This window comes from Aminiphilus circumscriptus DSM 16581, from assembly GCF_000526375.1.
In the GTDB taxonomy this organism is placed as follows: Bacteria; Synergistota; Synergistia; order Synergistales; family Aminiphilaceae; genus Aminiphilus; species Aminiphilus circumscriptus.
The window spans coordinates 942408-961132 of the sequence record NZ_JAFY01000002.1 but is presented as its reverse complement, the minus strand read 5'-3'; the positions used below and the strand labels follow the sequence as shown (position 1 = coordinate 961132).

Below are 18725 nucleotides of genomic sequence, written 5' to 3'. Positions count from 1 at the left end.
CCTCGCAGAGCCTGATGCGACTCGAGGTCAAGGGAAAGCGAAAGGCCTTTATTCAGAGCTTCCTTATGAAAAACGGAAGTGAAACACGCTTTCAGCGGCATTGGAACGGCATCTTCTCCGCCAACGAGTTTTTCTTGGGGCGTACAACAGTTTTGTACGGTCCCCCCTTCGGGGCGAATCGGCCACGGCCGCCACGCAGAGAAGGCGAAAGGTGGTGATGCGCGTTGAAACTCTCGACCATGCTCACCCTCGATCTGTTTCGGGGGTCGAAGTCGTCGCGGGAAAGAAACACGTGGACAACCAGGTCGCCTGGATCAATCTCATGGAGATTCTCGATTCCTTCGAGCAGCTCCAGCCCGGAGAATTTCTCATCTCCACCGGCTACGGCCTGAAGGACGACCCGGTCTCGGCGCGGGAAATCCTCTCCCAGCTCGTCTCCCACCGCATTGCCGGACTGGCCCTTCAACCCGGATACTACATCGACGAAATTCCTCCGGCCTTCGTGGAGGCGGCAGAGCACTACGGGTTGCCCCTCATCCGTCTTCCCGCGAAGCTCACCTTCGGCAAGATCACCAAGGCTCTCTTCAACGCCATCGGCGCCCTTCCCTCCGAAGAGGAGGGAGAAGCCCCCCTTCTCCGCAGGCAGAGCACCCGACACCTTACAAGAATTCTCCTGGAGAACTTCATCGACGATCTTCTCGACCGGAAAGACACCGCGAGCTATTCCGACATGTGCGTTCGCGCCAGCTCCCTCGGTTTCCGGCTGGACTTACCTTACCAGGTCGGCGTGGTCCGTTTCCCTTCCGCCGAGGGGATTCCTCATTTTCTTGAAAAAAAGGCTCCGCTCCTGGAATCGCTCACGGAGGACGCCTCCCTCTTTCAAGCCGCCCATTGGCGCTTGCGGAACTCCTGTTTTGCCGTTCTCTTCTCCACCACCGTGAAGGACGCGAAGAAACTTTTCGCCGAGAGGTTCTCCCGCCTGTTTTCCGGCTCGGCACCGGAGTGTCTCATGGGCCTCGGCTACCCCTCGGCGAAACTCGAGGACATCCCCAGAAGCTACGAAGAAGCCCGCATCGCCGCGGACCTGGGGAAGCACCTCTGCCGCCCCGACATCGTCACGGCCTTCCGTGACGTGGAGGCATTGCACCTTCTCCGGGCCTGTCGTAACCGGGAAGAACTGCGTCGCTTTTGCGACAGAACCATCTCGCCTCTCGCTGACTACGACAGGGCTAACAGGACGACTCTTCGGGAAACGTTGAAAATCTATCTTCGAAGCCTCAACAAGATCCGTGCCTCCCAGGAACTTTTTATCCACCGCCAAACCCTCGTCTACAGATTGCACAAGATCGAGGAGATCACCGGCAGAGCACTGGAGAATCCAGACGACCGACTCATTCTGGAACTTGGCCTCGCTGCGGAATCCCTTCTCGCCGCCCCGCCCCGCCAGGGCGAGGCGGCGAGACACCCACCGAAAATCGACTGAGGAATTTCCTGAGGAAGCTCCGAATAAAGACCTTTCGCTTTCCCTTGACTCGGGTCGCATCAGGCTCTGCGAGGCGCCCTGCGGGGCTGACGTAGCCTTATTCAGAGATTCCCTGAAGAAAACTCCGTCCGCTCCCGTCCGACTGATTACATGGGGCCAAGGTTGATGGCCACGGCGACGAGAATGAAGATCACCTGAAGCACGAACATGAGCAGGAAGAGCGGCACCATGAAGCGGTACCAACGCTGAATGGGTATTCCCATGAGTCCGCATTCCGTGGCTACGGCGGTGGGCCAGATCATGTTCGAGAAACCATCACCGAACTGGAAGGCCAAAACCGCCACCTGCCGTTTGATCTCCAGCGTGTCCGCCAGGGGAACCATGATCGGCATGGACGCGGCGGCCTGACCGCTCCCAGAGGGAATGAAAAAATTCAGAAGATTCTGCACCACCAGCATTCCCACTGCGGCAAGGCTGTGGGAGAGATCGGCCACCACGCCCGAGGCCCAGTAGATGACGGTGTGAATGATCTTCCCCTCCGTCATGACCAGCGTCAGGGACCGAGCAACCCCCACAACAAGGGCACCTAATGCCACCCGTCCTACCGCCTCGACGAAGAGTTCGGCGATGCGGTTCAGGGAATAACCGTTAATCAACCCCACCACCACCATCATAACGATGAAGAGCGCCGCCAGCTCGTCCAAGTACCATCCCCACTGAGTGGTTCCCACTATGACGAAGAGGACAGTAAGAACAAGGCAGAGCGCGCTCAGCTGATGCCGTCCCGTGAAAGGATGATCCCGAATGAGCGCCTCATTTACCCCCTCGCCCATGGGAAAGTGCACACCCTTGACGACACTCAGTTCCGGATTGCTTTTCACTCTTGCGGCATAGCGCATCACGTAAAAAATGGCGAGAAGCTGGAAGGCGAGAAAGACCACGATCCGAAACTGCCATCCCGAACCGAAGGGCAGCTCGGCGATCTTCTGGGCTACACCGATGGTGAAGGGGTTCAGCGTCGCCGCGGCAAAACCGGTGGCGACGCCCACGACAACCACAGCGCCGCCCACGAGACCGTCATAGCCCAGGGCGAGGAAGATGCCCATGAAGGCGGGTATCAAACCGTAGACCTCCTCAAAAATGCCCACGGTGGAACCGAGGACACCGAAGAGGAACATAAACGATGGGATGATGAGAGTACCCACACCCTTGAAATGACGCAATAAAGCACCCACCGCGCCGAAGAGCGTGCCCGACTCGACGAGGACATTGACGAAACCGTAGGCGAAGAAGATGAAGAAAATGATATCCGCAGCATCAATCATGCCCTGCTGAATGCTCATCACCATCTGAAAAAACCCCACCGGCGAGGGATCCACGGGATGATACGATCCGGGAACAATGAGGGTCCTCTCCGTGACGGGATCCTCGTAGGTCTCGAACTCTCCCGCCGGGATAATGTGCGTGAGGGCCGTGAGCAGTACAAGAACACCCACAAGGAGCACGTACACATGGAGATTCTGGAAGAAGGATTTGCGCGCTTTCCTTTCAAGGACACCCGCTGGTTCCTTGCCTTCGTTGCTCATCTGCCTTCACTCTCCTTGTCTCGATAGATGCGAAAATCTGCGCGGATGCGCTCCCGTAATGTCGCATCCGTGAGAACACGATACCCACACGTCGCAAGAGCCTGGGCGGCGTCAAGAAGTGACGCGTGTGCCGCCGGCGAGGTCATAGCCTGGGCAAATTCCCGAGAGTGAATAACGAGCCGTTCCGGAACGGTGGCCATTTCGACATGCAGTGTAGGACATCGATAGCTCACGTTGCCCACGTCGCTGGACCCCGACGCCTCCTCCGGGAGCGAACAGGGATAGCCCAGTCCTTCGATGATCTCCGTCATGAGCCGCTCCGCCGTGGGGTTGCGGACCATGTCGTCCATGGCTTTTTCATAGGTGCGCCAGGTGACGGTCGTGTCCGTGGCGAGGGCTGCGCCGCGGGCGCAATTCCACACCTGCTCGAGGAGCGCATCAAGCTCTTTTCTCCGGGGAGCGCGAAAGTAGAAGCGTGCCTCCGCGATCTCCGGAACGATGTTCGGCGCCGCTCCGCCGGAAACGACGATGCCGTGCATGCGGATTTCGGGACGAACGTGCTGACGGAGCATATCCAGGGCGTGAAAGAAAAGCTGCACACCATTGAGAGCATTTTTCCCCTCCCAGGGAGATGCCGCAGCATGGGCGGATTTGCCTTGAAAGCGGAACTCCACTCCCTCCATGGCCAGACATTTGCAGACGACCTGCGTTCGTGCCGATTCGGCGTGGATCATCATCGCCAGATCGACTCCGTCAAAAAGCCCGGCTTCCGCCATGCCGATCTTTGCGCCGTCGGTCTCCTCTGCAGGTGTTCCCACCACCCGCACAGATCCGGGAAGCTCTGGGAAGAGAGATGCCAATGCCGCTCCGGCAAGGGCGGATGCGGCACCGCTCCAATTGTGCCCGCAGCCGTGGCCGATCTCGGGAAGCGCATCGTATTCGGCGAGGAAGACCACGAGGGGTGACGAGGCGGATCCCGCTTCGGCACAGAAGGCCGTCGCATATCCCCCGTAGGAGGACGTTACGGTAAATCCATGTTCCCGCAAAATACCCTCCCACAGGCGGCTCGCTTCATGTTCCTGGTGTCCCAGTTCCGGATGCGCGGCAATCCAGTCGCTTGCAGCGAGGAAGGGAGCATTTCTCGTGCGGAGAAAGTCGATGAGTCGTTGCATTCGTTCTTCCATGACGCAGTGTTCCTCCTCCCTTTACAAAGGTCTTTTTTCGTTAAAGCACCCGCGATATTTTCTGTACGTTACACAGAAGCCCTCGTTCGGTCAATGTGCCAGGATGTCGTGATTTCTCCCTGAAAATTCACCAAAAAGGACAAACACATACAAAATACACTTCACGTCGGCCTTTGGAGGCTATAGAAAACTTTTTCGGCAACGCCGACTCATGTCAGCGCCTGATGCGGGTACTGTGCGTCGAAACCTCCGAGGCGTGGCTGGAGTCCAGTCGCTACCTCAACATGGACCTGTTGATCGAACACAAAAAGGCACTCCTGGGAAAGTGTGGCTCATCGCCGCAGACGGCCGTGACCAGCCGCCGAACACCATGAAAACTTTTTTGCACGCCTTGACACCACACAACGCAGCGAGCCCAAAGGGGAAGATGTGTCTGGAAAAATCGAGAGTCCCGGAAACACGTAACGCTTTGTCATGACAGCCAGAAGAGGCATGTCGAAAAGAAACAGACGGGCGAGAGAAAGCTCGGAGGATGAGGAGTGGGGAAAAATTTTATGGAGTCTCTGAATAAGGCTGCGTCAGCCCCCGCAGGGTGTCTCGCAGAGCCTGACGCCGAGTCAAGGGAAAGCGAAAGGTCTTTCTTCAGAGCTTCCTTATGCGTTCAAAATGAATTGCCCTGCGACGCCTCTTGCAAAGAGACGCCACAGGGCGTGTCTGTTTCAAACCGATCTCGTAACAGTCTTCGGAAGGGTTTTACAAAATGGACAGAAACAAGAGAGCGTCTTCCAAAAAAGAGAGGACACACCCCGGTTTTTTCGCTCTCAGGACACGACCTTCACGTAGGTGAGCAGGTCATCCCCGGAGCGATAGAAATCAGCGATTCTCCCCGCAAGAGAGAATCCGCAGCGTTCATAGAAGACACGCTGTCCCGCATACTCCTCTTTGCCGGAGGTCTCCACCCGGACGATACCTCGCCCCGTCGAAGCCCGGAGTGCATCCTCCATGACCGCCACGAGACGACGTCCCACGCCGGTACCGTGCAAGGCGGGCTCCACGACGATCCAGTAGAGATCGTAGGCAAATGCGGTCATGGGTGTCCTTCCGTAGATCAGGAAACCGGCAGGACGATCCTGCTCTCGGAGTGTGCAAAGCCGGTAGGCCGTCTCATCCTGAGCGTCCCCATCACCTCGAAGAGCATCCCGCAACACTTCCTCCAGAACCTCAAGTTCCTGGGGTGTAAAGGCCCCAGTTCGGGCGGCCATCTCCAGCAGAACATCGATTTCTTCGTTCACGCTCTTCCCTCCTTGGAGCACTCTTTCCGGCAAGACGGACAAGACGCGACACCACTTCCGGGTAGGAATATCCCCGAAAGGCACCTTGACGGGCGAGGCCGCTTTCCGGACTGAGGTCCGGATTCGGGTTCACTTCGAGCACATGGAGTCTCCCGTCCCGCTCACGGAGATCCACCCGGAAATATCCCCGACAGCCGAGCACCCTCCCCGCCTTTGCCGCAATGGAGTGAATGCGCTTCCGAAGCGAGGGGGGAATTCCTTCCTCGACGCGGACTTCGATTGCGTACGAGGGATTTTCCGGATCCCACTTGGAGGCATAGTTGAGAAAAGGAGGCACGTCTCCGTACCCTTCGTAGTCGATGACCGAAACGCCGAGCAGCTCGTAGCGGACATTGCCGAGAAATCCCACGTTGAATTCCCTTCCGGGAAGAAATTCCTCCACGAGAACTCCTCCGGGAAAAGAGGCGAGCATGGACGACAGCACGTCCACGAGCTGTTCCGGCGTTCGGACGAGGGCATCGTCACCGATTCCCACGCTGCCGTCCTCACAGCAGGGTTTACAGAAAAGGGGATACTTCAGGGAGGGCATGGCACCGTTCCAGTCGTTTCGGACACAAAAACCGGGAGCGACGGGAAGTCCTGCCTTTCGGAGGCGATCCTTCGCCTCCGCCTTGTCAAGGCAGCGAGCAAGCGTTTCCGGGGGATTTCCCGTGAAGGCAAGTCCCAGCTCCTCAAGAACGGTGCAGAAACGAATCTCCGCGGCGGAATCGGCACTGAAGCCCTCGAAGAGATTGAAGACGCACTTCGGACGGAGCGAGAGCAGTTCCGACCGGAGCGACGTGTACCCTTCCTCCGTGAGGTGTTCCGGGGTGACATCGAAAAGCCGGACTTCGTGCCCCTCCTCCCGGAGGGCCGCCGCCACGGATTCGCGGCACCGGAGCGAGTCAAGCACGTCTTCCCGCTCGGTCGCCTCCCGGCCGGTAACCACCACCACGGGACTGTCGCTTTGCGAAGCACGCCTCATGACGCCACCCGCAGACGAAAAGGTTCGAGAAGACCACACCGACGAAGCGCAGCGTCGAAAAGGCCCCGAATGACGTCCTCGTAGGAGACACCGTTCACCTGACAGGAAATGGGGAAATCGCTGTAACCTGGGCGAAGACCCGGAAGGGGGTTTACGTCGATGATACGGGGCACACCCTGCACATCGGTACGGAAGTCGATCCGCGCCAGATCACGAAGCTCCAAGACCTCGAAGGCCCGAACAGCCCCGTTTTCGAGAAAGGCCGTCACGGAAGGATCAAGCGCGCTCCGTCCTTCGTAGACCATGTGGTCCATCCAGTCGGGATCCCGCTTGTTCTCGAGGGAATAGAGAAAATTCTCCCGATACCTGTCGGAGCGGATGCGCATGAGCCCAACCACCTCGGGGGGATTTCCCAGAAGGGAGACCGTGTATTCGTCTCCCGGAAGATATTCCTCCACGAGAGCCGCCTGGGCGTAACGCTCCCAGATGCGGGAGACGAGAAAGGGCAGTCGTTCCGCATCGGTGGTCGTGGAATCGGCGAAAACGCCCTTGGAGGAACCCTCCCAGCGGGGTTTCACAATCACCTTTCCGTGCCGTTTCAGAAGCATTTCCGCCTCCGAAAGTTCTCCGCCCGGGGAAATCATGCACCCCTCGGGAACCGGCAGATGTCCCGCCGCGAGAACGGTGCGCGTGAGATGCTTGTCGAGGGTCAGCGCCAGTGCCACGGGATCGGATCCAGTGAAGGGAATATCAAGACTCTCCAGAATACAGGGGACCTGGGATTCCCTGCCGCGTCCGCCGCCTCGCCCTTCGGCGATGTTCAACACGAAATCCGGGCGGACTCTGCTGAGGGTTTCGAGGAAATGCTCGTCCTGCTCAAGGCGCAGGGGAGAAAAACCGATCTTGCGGATTTCCGTCTCCAGAGAGGAGATGGTCTCGATGGAATCGTACTCTTCGTACCGGTCATCTCCGTCGTCGGTCCATTGCCGGAGATTGTAGGTGATGCCCACGGTAAGTGCAGGTTGCGGCTCTTCCGCTTTGGGAATGCCCTCATTCATTATAGGTGTCGCCCCCTCGGGTCATTGATCGGGCTCCCGTTTTCGGGAGGATGAGAAATAACGCAACAGCAACGCTCTCCGCAAATGCATTCTGCAGTGCATGTAACCCCTCCTCGCCCTTCCTCCTCGCCTCCATCAGTGAAGATATACTGTTCTCGTTACCTTGCTGCCGAAACGAACAACGCCCTTCCCCGACAGTTTCGGACGTACTGCATACGGTCCATTTCTCGACTGTCGGAGAAGGGCGATTCGGCCCACTGACTCTGGCGGTCTCCCGCGCATACACTCCCGCAGGCAAACCTCGGAACATATGGGAGAACTGTCATCGTCTCCTGATGCAAAGGGCAAAGAAGTGCCCTTCTGACGCGAATTGTAGCAGAAAAGCGAAAGAACGCAACGGGGAAAATCAACTGGAACAACAGGCTTTCTTCAATGGTGGAGTACGCTCCGTCGCCCTCCGGAAAAACAAAACCCCGAAAGCCTGGGCGCTCGGGGCAAGAAGGTGAAATGAAAGAAATCTCTGAATAAGGCTACGCCAGCCCGCAGGGCGCCTCGCAGAACCTGATGCGACCCGAGTCAAGGAAAAGCCAAAGGTCTTTTATTCAGAGCTTCCGAAACATTATTCATTTTTTCCGCACGACGACACAATGCGGCAAAAATTCAATTCGTGACGGAACGTTCCGAGCGGGAGGACGTCCGCGGAGTGGACGCGGCGCAGAGAACACCCAGATCGTTCCGGAGGAACACGATCTTTTGCCACAGGTCTTCCACAGTGCGGATATCCAGGGGGCGCTCGGAAAGCGCCACTTTAAGGGCGTGTTCGGCCTGCCGAAGTTCAAGCGCCCTCTCCCTGGCAAAACGGGCTTCGGCAGGCCAGTCCGCCATAAGTGACAGAGACTCGTCAGCGGTCTGCACGGAGCTGACGGCGTAAATCCCCCGGGCAAACGCGGCGGAGGTCTGAAAGAGGGGTTTCGTCCTCCCCTCACCGGCTTTTGAGGATTTTTCGCCGCCTCCTCTCTCCTCGGAGAGAGAAACGGAGAACTCCTTCCCTGCGGGAATGCCCTTGAGAACCATATCGAGACCGGCCGCAAGAAAATGACCGCCTCCGGTCAACAGGACCAACGCCATTGCGCCAAGCAGGAACGGTCGCATCATGAACGAAAACCTCCTCCGGGCGAGCGTGGGGTACCTCGATTTGTTCCGTTTCAGTATATCCGCCGCATCGTGCTCCCGCATCCTCCGGAAGAACCAGCGCCGCTTCCGTAAAAATACGGAAGCGGCGCTGTGGGGAGAAGGAAGCGATCCTCCTCCAGAGGGTCGGGCCGAAATGGAAAGCGGCAGCGGAACACTTCCCGTCAATGCCCTCCCTCAAGCTTGCGCAGCAGGCTCCTCGGCGTTTCCGGAGCGACAAAGAGGGTAAAGACTCCCGAGTTCGTGCCCACGGGAACGCGCACGACCTCCAGATCTCCACCGAATCCGACGTTCCGTTCAATGAGGGGAGGAAGCAGGTCCATCTCCACGCCCTCGTGAGAGCAATTCACGGCAAAGAGACCGTTCACGAGATTTAAGAACTCGGCGATGGATGCCTGGGCGAACTCGTCGAAACGCTCCAGCTTCTCTCCTGCGAAGCGGGACGCAAGGGAAAGAAGCACGTCCTCCTTTGCCGCAACAGCCGAGAAAAAGGAGACTTTTCCCTTGAACAGTTGTATGGTCACATGGGGAAAATCTCCATAGGTATCCGCCGTCTCCGGCACGAGAGAGGCGCCCGCATCGAGAAAGCGGATCACGTTCCGGAGAAAAAGAGAGATATACTTCACGAAAAACTGCTGTTTCAGAACATTCCGCCCCCGGAAGAGAATCCACACCAGCGCTTCCACATCACCCCTCCGGATCGCCTCGAACTGCTTTTCGTCGATGGCATTCTTCTCCCGGTAATCCCTGAGAATGGTTTCGAAGCGCCCCCAGGAAAAAAGTCCCTCTTCGACGAGACTCTGTCCGAGAAGCAGATCTTCCTTGGGCTGAGTGCGCAGAAGCTCCTGAAGCTGCGCGTCCGTCAGATATCCCTTCTCCACGGCGAGATCGCCGAAACGAAGATCCCGCGTCTTCTGCAGCTCGTGAATCTCCTCGACCTGCGCAGCAGCCATGTAGCCCGCGTTGATGGCAAGGGTTCCGATCTTGACCTTGGCGGAAGCGGCACGGTCGAGTACTCTTCGAAACTGCTCGGGCGTGACGAGACGCTCTTCGAGAAGGTACTCTCCCAGAAGTCGGCTAAGCATGGTCTCCCTCCTCCAGGATGCGACGCACGATGTTCGCGATGCGTGCATCCGTGCTCGGCTTTTGGACGAAATCGAAGGCTCCTGCATCGATGGCCCGCCTCAGGTTTTGGGATGTACCCACCGAGGATGCCATGACGACCCGCGCACCCGGATCGAGCTCACGAATCTCCTCCAGCGCGACAATGCCATCCTTGACGGGCATGACGATATCCATGAAGACCAGATCCGGCTTGTTCTCCCGGTAGAGTTCCACCGCCGTGGCGCCATCCTCCGCCTCGAGAACGTCCATTTCTGCGAGGGCAAGCAGTTGATTCCGCAGTTTCTTTCGCACCAGCATCGAATCGTCGCACACGAGCACGGTGAGCTTTTTCTTCACATCCATGCACCTCCAGATCATTGCAGACAGACAGCCCCTCGCCGAAAAGCGCGGCAACAGAATCGCCGAACAGGAGAAACGACGACGCGCCGCCGGAACGATGCAGCAATTTGCTACAAAATAACAACAACAACTCCCGCAGACAATCCGGGGGAGGTCCCTTGCATTCTACGCTATTCGCCGCGGGACGTCACGCCGCTTTTTCTTTCTATTTCTTTCTATGTTGTTCCCTCATGCACGTTTTGGTCCTTGCGTTTTTCGGAATATTGTTGTGAAAGAGACGTTTTTGGCGTATCATGAGGTCGCATCTCTCCGGAAGGAGAGGTGTCTCTTTGTGATGATCGGTTTTCCTCGCCTTTTTCGTTCGGGCAGGAGCGAGAGGGGCGGGGAAGAAGAAGCACCGGAGGTCGGATACACGAGCATTTTCCGTGTCAGGCGGCGTTCCCGGAGGGGCGCCGAGAGGGTTTTCACATTTCAGGATTTTTCAGGAAAGCGGCTCCTTCCTCAAACACAACCAACGCGAGCGCTTCCACCCCACCGCCGCTTTCCCGAACGATCCTACGAACGTTTTTAAGGAGGTCTCGCAATGGTACGACCCAAGGTAACGCTCGACGGCAACGAAGCGGCGGCATATGTAGCGCACCTCACCAACGAGGTCATCGCCATCTATCCCATCACGCCCTCGTCCCCCATGGGCGAATGGGCCGACGAATGGTCCTCGAAAAACATGACCAACATCTGGAACACCGTTCCCCAGGTGACGGAAATGCAGAGCGAAGGCGGAGCCGCCGGCGCAGTACACGGCGCACTCCAGGCAGGAGCGCTCACCACTACCTTCACCGCCTCCCAGGGACTCCTCCTCATGGTTCCCAACCTCTTCAAGATCGCGGGAGAACTCACACCCACAGTCTTTCATGTCTCGGCCCGCACCGTGGCGACCCATGCCCTCTCCATCTTCGGCGACCACAGCGACGTCATGGCCGCCCGCAGCACGGGATTCGCCCTTCTGGCATCCAACTCGGTGCAGGAAATCATGGACACGGCGCTCATCGCACAAGCGGCGACCCTGGAGGCGAGAGTCCCCTTCATCCATTTCTTCGACGGCTTCCGCACCTCCCACGAGGTGCAGAAGGTGGAACAGCTCACCCGTGAGGACGTGCGTGCCCTCATCGACGACGAACTCGTGGCAGCCCACCGGAAGCGGGCACTCAATCCGGAGCATCCGGTCATCCGCGGCACCGCCCAGAACCCGGATGTCTTCTTCCAGGCCAGAGAGGCCTGCAATCCCTTCTACGCCGACTGTCCCCGGATCGTCCAGAAGGCCATGGACGCCTTCGCCAAGGTCGTCGGCCGTCAGTACCACCTCTTCGACTACGTGGGTGCCCCCGACGCGGAACGCGTGGTGATCGTCATGGGCTCCGGCGCGGAGACCGCCCAGGAAACCGTGGATTACCTCGTCGCCTCGGGCGAAAAGGTGGGCGTTATCAAGGTGCGCCTCTATCGCCCCTTCTCGGCGGAGCATTTCCTCAAGGCCCTTCCCGCTACGGTGAAGCACATCGCCGTCCTTGACCGCACCAAGGAACCAGGTGCGGAAGGTGAACCGCTCTTCCTCGATGTCGCGGCGGTCATCAAGGAATCCAGGCCTGCTGTCTCGGTCATCGGAGGCCGGTATGGCCTTTCCTCCAAGGAATTCACCCCCGCCATGGTGAAGGCCGTCTTCGACGAACTCGCCAAAGCGACGCCCAAGAAGCATTTCACGGTGGGCATCGAGGATGACGTGACGCATCTGAGCCTTCCCGTGGACGCCTCCTTCTCCACGGAAAACCCCAAGACAAAGTGCTGCCTCTTCTACGGCCTCGGCTCCGACGGCACTGTGGGCGCCAACAAGAACTCCATCAAGATTATCGGAGAGGACACGGACAACTTCGCCCAGGGCTACTTCGTCTACGACTCGAAGAAATCCGGAGGAATCACCATCTCCCATCTCCGCTTCGGCCCCGATCCAATCCATGCGCCTTATCTGGTGACCCGGGCGGACTTCCTGGCCTGCCACCAGTTTTCCTTCCTCGAACGGTACGACATGCTGAAAAACCTCAAGCCAGGCGGAGTCTTCCTCCTGAACAGCATCTACGGCCCCGACGAGGTCTGGAACCATCTGCCGGCAAAGGTGCAGAAACAGATCCTGGACAAGAAGATACGCTTCTACGTCATCAACGGCTATGAGGTCGCGGAAAAGACCGGCATGGGCGGGCGCATCAACACCATCATGCAAACCTGCTTCTTCGCCATCAGCGGCGTTCTTCCCAAGGACGAGGCCATCGCCGCCATCAAGAAGGCCATCGAGAAGACCTACGGCAAGCGGGGCGAAGCGGTGGTACAGCAGAATTTCGCCGCCGTGGACGCAGCCTTGGCACACCTCCACGAGGTAAAGACCGACGGATTTTCCGTGTCCGCCGAGTTCGACATGCGTCCCGCGGTCCCCGCGGAGGCACCGGATTTCGTGAAGAACGTCCTGGGGCCCATCATCGCCAACGAGGGTGACGAACTCCCCGTGAGCGCCATGCCCGTTGACGGGACCTTCCCTCCCGCCACAACCCAGTGGGAGAAACGGAACATTGCTTTGGAGATCCCCGTATGGGATCCCGAAGTCTGTATCCAGTGCGGCAAGTGCGTCGTCATGTGCCCCCATGCGGTGATCCGGTCCAAGGTCTATGATCCGGCGCTCCTCGATAAAGCGCCCGCAACTTTCAAGTCCGCGAACGCCAACTGGAAGAATTTCCCCGGGAAGAAATTCACCGTCCAAGTAGCTCCCGAAGACTGCACGGGGTGCGGTCTCTGCGTGCAGAACTGCCCCGCCAAGAACAAGACGAATCCGGAGCGAAAAGCCATCAACATGGCGCCGCAGCCGCCCCTTCGGGAACAAGAACGGGAAAACTTCGCCTTCTTCCTCTCCATCCCCGACGTGGCCCGCAAGGATCTGAACCTCAACGTCGTCAAGGACGTGCAGCTCCTCCGTCCTCTCTTTGAATTCTCCGGAGCCTGCGCGGGATGCGGCGAGACACCCTACGTGAAGCTTCTCTCGGCCCTCTTCGGCGATCGGGCGCTCGTGGCGAACGCCACTGGGTGCTCCTCCATCTACGGCGGCAATCTTCCCACTACCCCATGGGCGGTGAACGCCGACGGACGGGGACCTGCCTGGGCAAACTCTCTCTTCGAGGACAACGCGGAGTTCGGCATGGGCATGCGCCTCGCCGTGGACAAACAGAACGAGTTCGCCCGGGAACTGCTTGCGAAGCTCGGCGGTACCGTGGGCGACGACCTCGTGAAGGGAATCCTCGAGGCGGATCAGAGCACTGAGGAGGGCATCGCTCTCCAGCGCGACCGTGTGGCGACTCTCAAGACCAAGCTCGCCGGGAGCACTGTAACCGAGGCGAAGCTCTTGCTGCCCGTGGCGGACGTCCTCGTGAAGCGGAGCGTCTGGATCGTCGGCGGCGACGGATGGGCCTACGACATCGGCTACGGCGGACTGGACCACGTGCTCGCCTCGGGCCGCGACGTGAACGTTCTCGTCCTGGACACCGAGGTCTACTCCAACACGGGAGGACAGATGTCCAAGTCCACGCCCATGGGCGCAGTGGCCAAGTTCGCTGCGGGAGGCAAGCAGGCCTTCAAAAAGGATCTGGCCATGATGGCCATGAGCTACGGCTCCGTCTACGTGGCGCGAGTGGCCTTCGGCGCCAACGACAACCATGTGGTGAAAGCCTTCCGTGAGGCCGAATCCTACAAGGGAACCTCTCTCATTCTCGCCTACTCCCACTGCATCGCCCACGGCTTCGATCTGAAGACGGGCATGAGCCAGCAAAAGAAGGCCGTAGAGTCCGGACACTGGCCGCTCCTTCGGTACGACCCGCGCCTCTCCGAGGCGGGAAAGAACCCTCTTCAGCTGGACAGCAAGGACCCCACGCTGCCCCTCAAGGACTACGTCTACGGAGAGACGCGGTACGCCATGCTCCATCGGGCGCATCCGGCGGAATCGGAGGCGCTCATCGAGGCATCTCAGAAGAACCTCCTCTCCCGGTGGAAGCTCTACAAGCACATAGCTTCCATGCCCGCAACGGAGGCATAGAAGGGAGCGATTCCTCCGCCCCGCCACGGCAACGTCGCTCTCCAGGGCATTCCATGGGGCATGAGGCGAGAGCATTTCCTTGAAATTCCGAAAGGCAAGCCACCCCCTGCATTATATATATAGTGCAGGGGGTGGCTTGCCACTGAGCACATCTTTCGAAAGGACGATGAGACGTCATGGCGAGGAGATCCCTTGCCTTCCCGTTCCTGATTTCACTCCTGGCAGGTTTGATGCTTTTCTGTTTCGCTGCAATGACCCTTGCCCAAACAGCATCACTGCACTCGAAGACCATAACGTCTCCGGGCATCACCCTCTCCTATCCGGACGTCCTGCTCCCCAAGAATGCCGGCGCAACAACCGCCATCAACGAGGAGATCCAGAAGCTTGTGGAATCTGTCCTCGTCGAATTCGGCAAGGAGGATCCCGCGGAATTCACTGGCGAACTCTCCTGGGAGGCGACACGAAACGACAAGGGCCTGGTGAGCCTTCTCTTCACACAATTCACCTATTTTCAGGGAGCCGCCCACCCCAGCACGTGGCTCTACGCCCGCACCTTCTCGGAAAAGGACGGCGCAGTCCTTGATCTGAAGGATCTCTTTCTTCCGGACAGCGGCTGGGAAAAGGCGCTGGATGAGCGCATGTCCTCCATGATCCGACAGAAACAGGAAAAGGGAGAGATCACCGCAATGCTGGAGGATTTTCGGGGCGTGGAGGCCACGGCGGATCAGTTTTATCTCACCGACGACGCACTGGTTCTTTTCTGGGAAGACGGAGACTACACTCCCCACTGCGATGGAACACCAACCTTCTCCATTCCTTTAACCACACTGACGGAGCACTTGAAATCGGACTTGCTCCGCTGAAACATCCCTATCCCTCGCAAGGAGGTTTCCATGTTTCCTTTTTCCGATTCAGGCATCCCCCAAAAGCACGTCGCCCTGCCCTCCCCCGAGGAGGCAAAGGAACTCGCTGACAGAGTGGAGGAGGCGTTTCTCCAGGCCCTTGCCGAGAAAGAGAACTCCCTGGCGAAGAAAACGCCCCCCACGGCCGACATGCTCCGGGAAGCCCGAAACGCCGCCCTGACCTGTCTTTCCGAACCCGTCGCCATGGTCATGGAGAATTTCTTTTCCGTCGCGGGCGAAAGGGAGAACTTTTTCGCCCCTTTCTTCGCCGATGAAATCCCTTCAGGGCGTCTCGCTGCCATCGCCGCCGCGGGCAGCCTCGGCGGCATGCTTCTCCTCGAGCCACTCGCCACATACCTGTTGCACATTCCCAAAATGGGACTCTTTCTCGGCGCCCCCCTCGGAGCGTGGCTCCTTTTGAAACTGTGCCTTTTCCTCGGAGAGAATCCTGGCCTGTGGCGCGGACTCTTCGCGGCGCTGGGAGTAGCGACTCTCGCCGACCTGGCGGGATTCGGCCCGATCACCTTGGCAAAACGGCTTTTCGGCGCTCCCTTCGGAGGAGGGAAAACGCGGCGTCTCCTCCTCTACGGAGGCGCTCTCTTTCTGCTCTTTCTCTGCCGTCCCCGCAAGATCTTCCGACGGCACGAAGCGGCGGCGGCCCTCAAAAACAGCGTCCGCGCCGCTCTCAATGCGGAAGAGAGAGCCCTTCAAGCGCTTCCTCCTCCACCAACCTCTCCGGGAAAATCCAACTCCCCAACTGCTCTGGATGCTCTCTCCCGTCTCGCCGGTCCGCTGGAGGATCTTGCCGCTGCTGCACAGTCCCTTCCGGAAGGAACGGAACAAGACGGAACACTTCGAGCCGCCGCGATGTACCTTTTGCAAGAGGCATCCCTCGCCGGATATTCCCTGGAGCCTTTTTCTCCCGATCCCGGTGCGGAGAGCGACCCGGAAACGCCTCTCGTCTGGAGCGACGACCTCGCGGCGCGTTTCGAGACCTTCGGACACATTCTTCCCGGAGATCCCGTTCGGGTGGAACGCAAGCCGGTTCTCTGGAACGGACAGGTCCTCTCCAAGGGATTGCTCCGGAAAAGGAGAGTTCCGTGACACGCCCGGACATTCTGGCCGTGGACTTCGGCACGAGCAATACCCATCTCTGCCGCTGCAGCGCCGACGAACCACTCCCCTCTCCGGTCTCCCTGGACCGGAACGGCCGACCGGGCATTCCCACGGCACTCCTCCGCCGCCCGGACGGAACGATCCTCATCGGTCACGAGGCACTGGAGGAATGGGGTGAGACACCACTTTCCTTGCGGCGTGATCTGCAGCTCCGAGTACATTTCAAGCCGGATCTCCTTGGTGACCCGCAGTGCGAAGAGGACGCCCGCCTCTTTCTCGGCGCCCTTCGTTCCCGATGTGCCGCCACGTTTCTGCGCACGCCGGAAAAGACGGCAACACTCTTCGGAGTCCCCGGCGAGGCCTCGCCGGGGTATCGGGCCGCGCTCCGGCGAATCGCCTCGGAAGGTGGTTTCCCGGAGGTCTCTCTTCTTGCGGAACCCTGGGGGGCCATTCTCTACCATCTGAACCGAAAGGACCTCTCCCTGACGCTTCGGGAGGCGACGCGGAGCGTTCTCGTTGTGGATTTCGGTGGTGGAACCTGCGATTTCGCCCTCCTTCTCCGGGGAAAACTCGTCTCTTCTTGGGGGGACATGCTCCTGGGGGGACGCCTGTTCGACGATCTCTTCTTCCAGTGGTACCTGGAACAGCAGCCGAACAAGCGGGAGGAACTCGAAGCCTCCGGCGACGAATATATCGTGCACTGGCACTGGTGCCGGGAGTGCAAGGAGCGGTTCTCCACCTTCTTGGCATCACGGAGGGAACAGGGGCGCGATTCCGTTCCCTGGAACGCTCCAGTGGGACCGGGAGGCCTCTACGGACGTCTCGAAGACATCAGCGAGGCGGAATTTCTGGAGCGCTCGGCCTCCTACACACCGTCACGGGAATTCCTCGAACGTCTTCGCGCTTCGAAAGAACCGCAAGGACCCGCGCTGACCGACCGATGCAGTACAGACCTTTTCGCCCGCTTCCGCGAGGCTCTTCTGGAAGGACTCGGAGGCAGCGCAGGCATCACCGCTGTGGACAAGGTGATTCTCACGGGAGGAAGCAGCCTCTGGCCATTCCTGCCCTCCATGGTGGCCGAGACGCTCGCGCTTCCTCCGGAGCGGGTAGTGACCAGCGAACGCCCCTATTCTAACGTGGCGGAGGGGCTCTCCCTCTATCCCGCGCTGCGACGGCGGAGCAAAGGCACAAAAGAGCGCCTGTATCGCGGCCTTCCCGCGTTCCTGGAGACGCTGGAGAAAACGCTCCTCGCGGAACGGATACGAGAATTGGAAACGCGCATCTGCCGTCACACGGAGGAGCGCCTCTTTGCAAAGCGACTTCGCCCTCTCCTGGAGGAGTTCCGCATCGAGGGCGGTTCCGTGGCGAACCTGGAGAAACGCCTGAAAAGGACGGCGGAGGAATTCGCCCCATCGCTCCGGAACATCGTCGAGGAGGCCATCGAAGAGGTGTTCTTCGGACTCGACACGGCCGTTCGCGATGCGTCCCGGGACTGGTTCCGCCGGGAAGGAGTCGCCTACGTGCCGGAAGAGCTGCTCGACACGGAGGAACTCTCCTCCGAGCGCGTCGCCGGAATTCACACACAGATGAATGTGGGAAAACTCGGCAGCGGCTACGTGGAATTCGCCACCCTCGCCACGGTGATGCTCACCGCAACGATCTGCGGAGGCGGCGGCACCGCCCTGTTGCTCTCCGGGCCCCTCGGCCTCCTTCTCGGCGCGATGTTCGGCATTTTCCTCGCCATGGCAGGAAAGAAGGCGGGGAAAAATCTTCCGCTCCCGGGACTGCTCACCCGACATCTCCTTTCGGAAAAAGCCATCGACACGTGCCTCGACGACGCAAAACGGACCTTCCGCACCGCCCTCTCCTCCCGCATCGCCGAGGAACTCCTCCCGGCGAAAGAAACCCTCCGCCACCGTCTCGACGAGGCGCTTCGAGAGATCATCGACGCTCTTTCTCTCCTTCACCAGATCGGAGAAGAGAAGGAACTTCCCAGGTAAGGTACGGAAAGGGCCGGCACTTCAGGCCCTCAACGAAACATCGGGGACACCGGCTCACGCCCCAGGCAAAAAAGTTTTCTTCTCTCCGTCTCCGTGCTCTTCGCGTCGTTTCGGCTCGTTGAGCCGTATTGCCCCGCGGGGGCAGGCGCCCGACTTCGCCGGGTTTGAAACGGGAAGCCTTGCAAACACCGGAAAGTGCATCTTGGGTGGGCACTACACAGCCCCTCTTTTCAATTCTGTGAAAAGAGGGGCTGTCGTTTGAGGCGGATTTTTCGGTCTCACCGTGTCTCGGGGCTCCGAAA

General features: G+C 59.2%; 13 protein-coding genes and 1 pseudogene. 6 read left to right on the top strand and 8 right to left on the bottom strand.

The window, feature by feature from the left end; genetic code table 11:
* Nucleotides 1–217: 217 nt before the first annotated feature.
* Nucleotides 218–1483 carry a PucR family transcriptional regulator gene (locus K349_RS0105130; protein WP_245588016.1) on the top strand — a complete coding sequence of 422 codons (1266 nt, stop codon included), beginning with the start codon at nucleotides 218–220 and terminating at the stop codon, nucleotides 1481–1483.
* Between the two features lie 146 nt (nucleotides 1484–1629).
* Here K349_RS0105130 and K349_RS0105125 read toward each other — a convergent pair whose 3' ends face one another.
* On the bottom strand, nucleotides 1630–3069 hold the full coding sequence (locus tag K349_RS0105125) for a YfcC family protein (RefSeq protein WP_026368770.1): 1440 nt from the start codon (nucleotides 3067–3069) through the stop codon (nucleotides 1630–1632).
* A complete protein-coding gene (locus tag K349_RS0105120) occupies nucleotides 3066–4253 on the bottom strand; it encodes an amidohydrolase (RefSeq protein ID WP_026368769.1) in 1188 nt (395 codons plus the stop codon). Before K349_RS0105120 ends, K349_RS0105125 begins: the two co-directional genes overlap by 4 nt.
* A 194-nt stretch (nucleotides 4254–4447) precedes the next feature.
* Here K349_RS0105120 and K349_RS19610 point away from each other — a divergent pair.
* Nucleotides 4448–4627, top strand: a pseudogene (locus K349_RS19610) (hypothetical protein); the annotation flags it as partial.
* A gap of 447 nt (nucleotides 4628–5074) precedes the next feature.
* Here the strand turns inward: K349_RS19610 and K349_RS0105115 are convergent.
* From K349_RS0105115 to K349_RS0105090, 6 genes are all read right to left on the bottom strand, one after another.
* The gene (locus K349_RS0105115; protein WP_026368768.1) at nucleotides 5075–5545 is read right to left on the bottom strand and encodes a GNAT family N-acetyltransferase; all 471 of its coding nucleotides are present in this window, start codon (nucleotides 5543–5545) and stop codon (nucleotides 5075–5077) included.
* Nucleotides 5475–6569, bottom strand: coding sequence for a D-alanine--D-alanine ligase family protein (locus K349_RS16470; protein ID WP_084460194.1), 1095 nt, complete (start codon nucleotides 6567–6569; stop codon nucleotides 5475–5477). The genes K349_RS0105115 and K349_RS16470 overlap by 71 nt, the downstream gene beginning before the upstream one ends.
* Nucleotides 6566–7627, bottom strand: coding sequence for a D-alanine--D-alanine ligase family protein (locus K349_RS0105105; protein ID WP_026368766.1), 1062 nt, complete (start codon nucleotides 7625–7627; stop codon nucleotides 6566–6568). Before K349_RS0105105 ends, K349_RS16470 begins: the two co-directional genes overlap by 4 nt.
* Before the next feature lie 660 nt (nucleotides 7628–8287).
* On the bottom strand, nucleotides 8288–8782 hold the full coding sequence (locus K349_RS0105100) for a hypothetical protein (RefSeq protein WP_026368765.1): 495 nt from the start codon (nucleotides 8780–8782) through the stop codon (nucleotides 8288–8290).
* A gap of 200 nt (nucleotides 8783–8982) precedes the next feature.
* Nucleotides 8983–9903 (bottom strand): chemotaxis protein CheX, encoded by a 921-nt coding sequence (locus K349_RS0105095; protein ID WP_026368764.1) that lies wholly within the window; start codon nucleotides 9901–9903, stop codon nucleotides 8983–8985.
* Nucleotides 9896–10285 carry a response regulator gene (locus K349_RS0105090; RefSeq protein ID WP_026368763.1) on the bottom strand — a complete coding sequence of 130 codons (390 nt, stop codon included), beginning with the start codon at nucleotides 10283–10285 and terminating at the stop codon, nucleotides 9896–9898. The genes K349_RS0105095 and K349_RS0105090 overlap by 8 nt, the downstream gene beginning before the upstream one ends.
* A gap of 580 nt (nucleotides 10286–10865) precedes the next feature.
* Between K349_RS0105090 and nifJ the strand changes: the two genes are divergently transcribed.
* The 4 genes from nifJ to K349_RS16460 all read left to right on the top strand — a co-directional run bounded on the left by nifJ (nucleotide 10866) and on the right by K349_RS16460 (nucleotide 18423).
* Nucleotides 10866–14405: a pyruvate:ferredoxin (flavodoxin) oxidoreductase gene (gene nifJ, locus K349_RS0105080; RefSeq protein ID WP_026368761.1), complete on the top strand. Its 3540-nt coding sequence runs from the start codon at nucleotides 10866–10868 to the stop codon at nucleotides 14403–14405.
* A gap of 176 nt (nucleotides 14406–14581) precedes the next feature.
* On the top strand, nucleotides 14582–15268 hold the full coding sequence (locus tag K349_RS0105075) for a DUF3298 and DUF4163 domain-containing protein (protein ID WP_026368760.1): 687 nt from the start codon (nucleotides 14582–14584) through the stop codon (nucleotides 15266–15268).
* Between the two features lie 30 nt (nucleotides 15269–15298).
* Complete coding sequence (locus K349_RS19315) at nucleotides 15299–16411, top strand: hypothetical protein (RefSeq protein ID WP_051464202.1); 1113 nt, start codon at nucleotides 15299–15301, stop codon at nucleotides 16409–16411.
* Complete coding sequence (locus tag K349_RS16460; protein WP_051464201.1) at nucleotides 16408–18423, top strand: Hsp70 family protein; 2016 nt, start codon at nucleotides 16408–16410, stop codon at nucleotides 18421–18423. Before K349_RS19315 ends, K349_RS16460 begins: the two co-directional genes overlap by 4 nt.
* Nucleotides 18424–18725 lie beyond the last annotated feature (302 nt).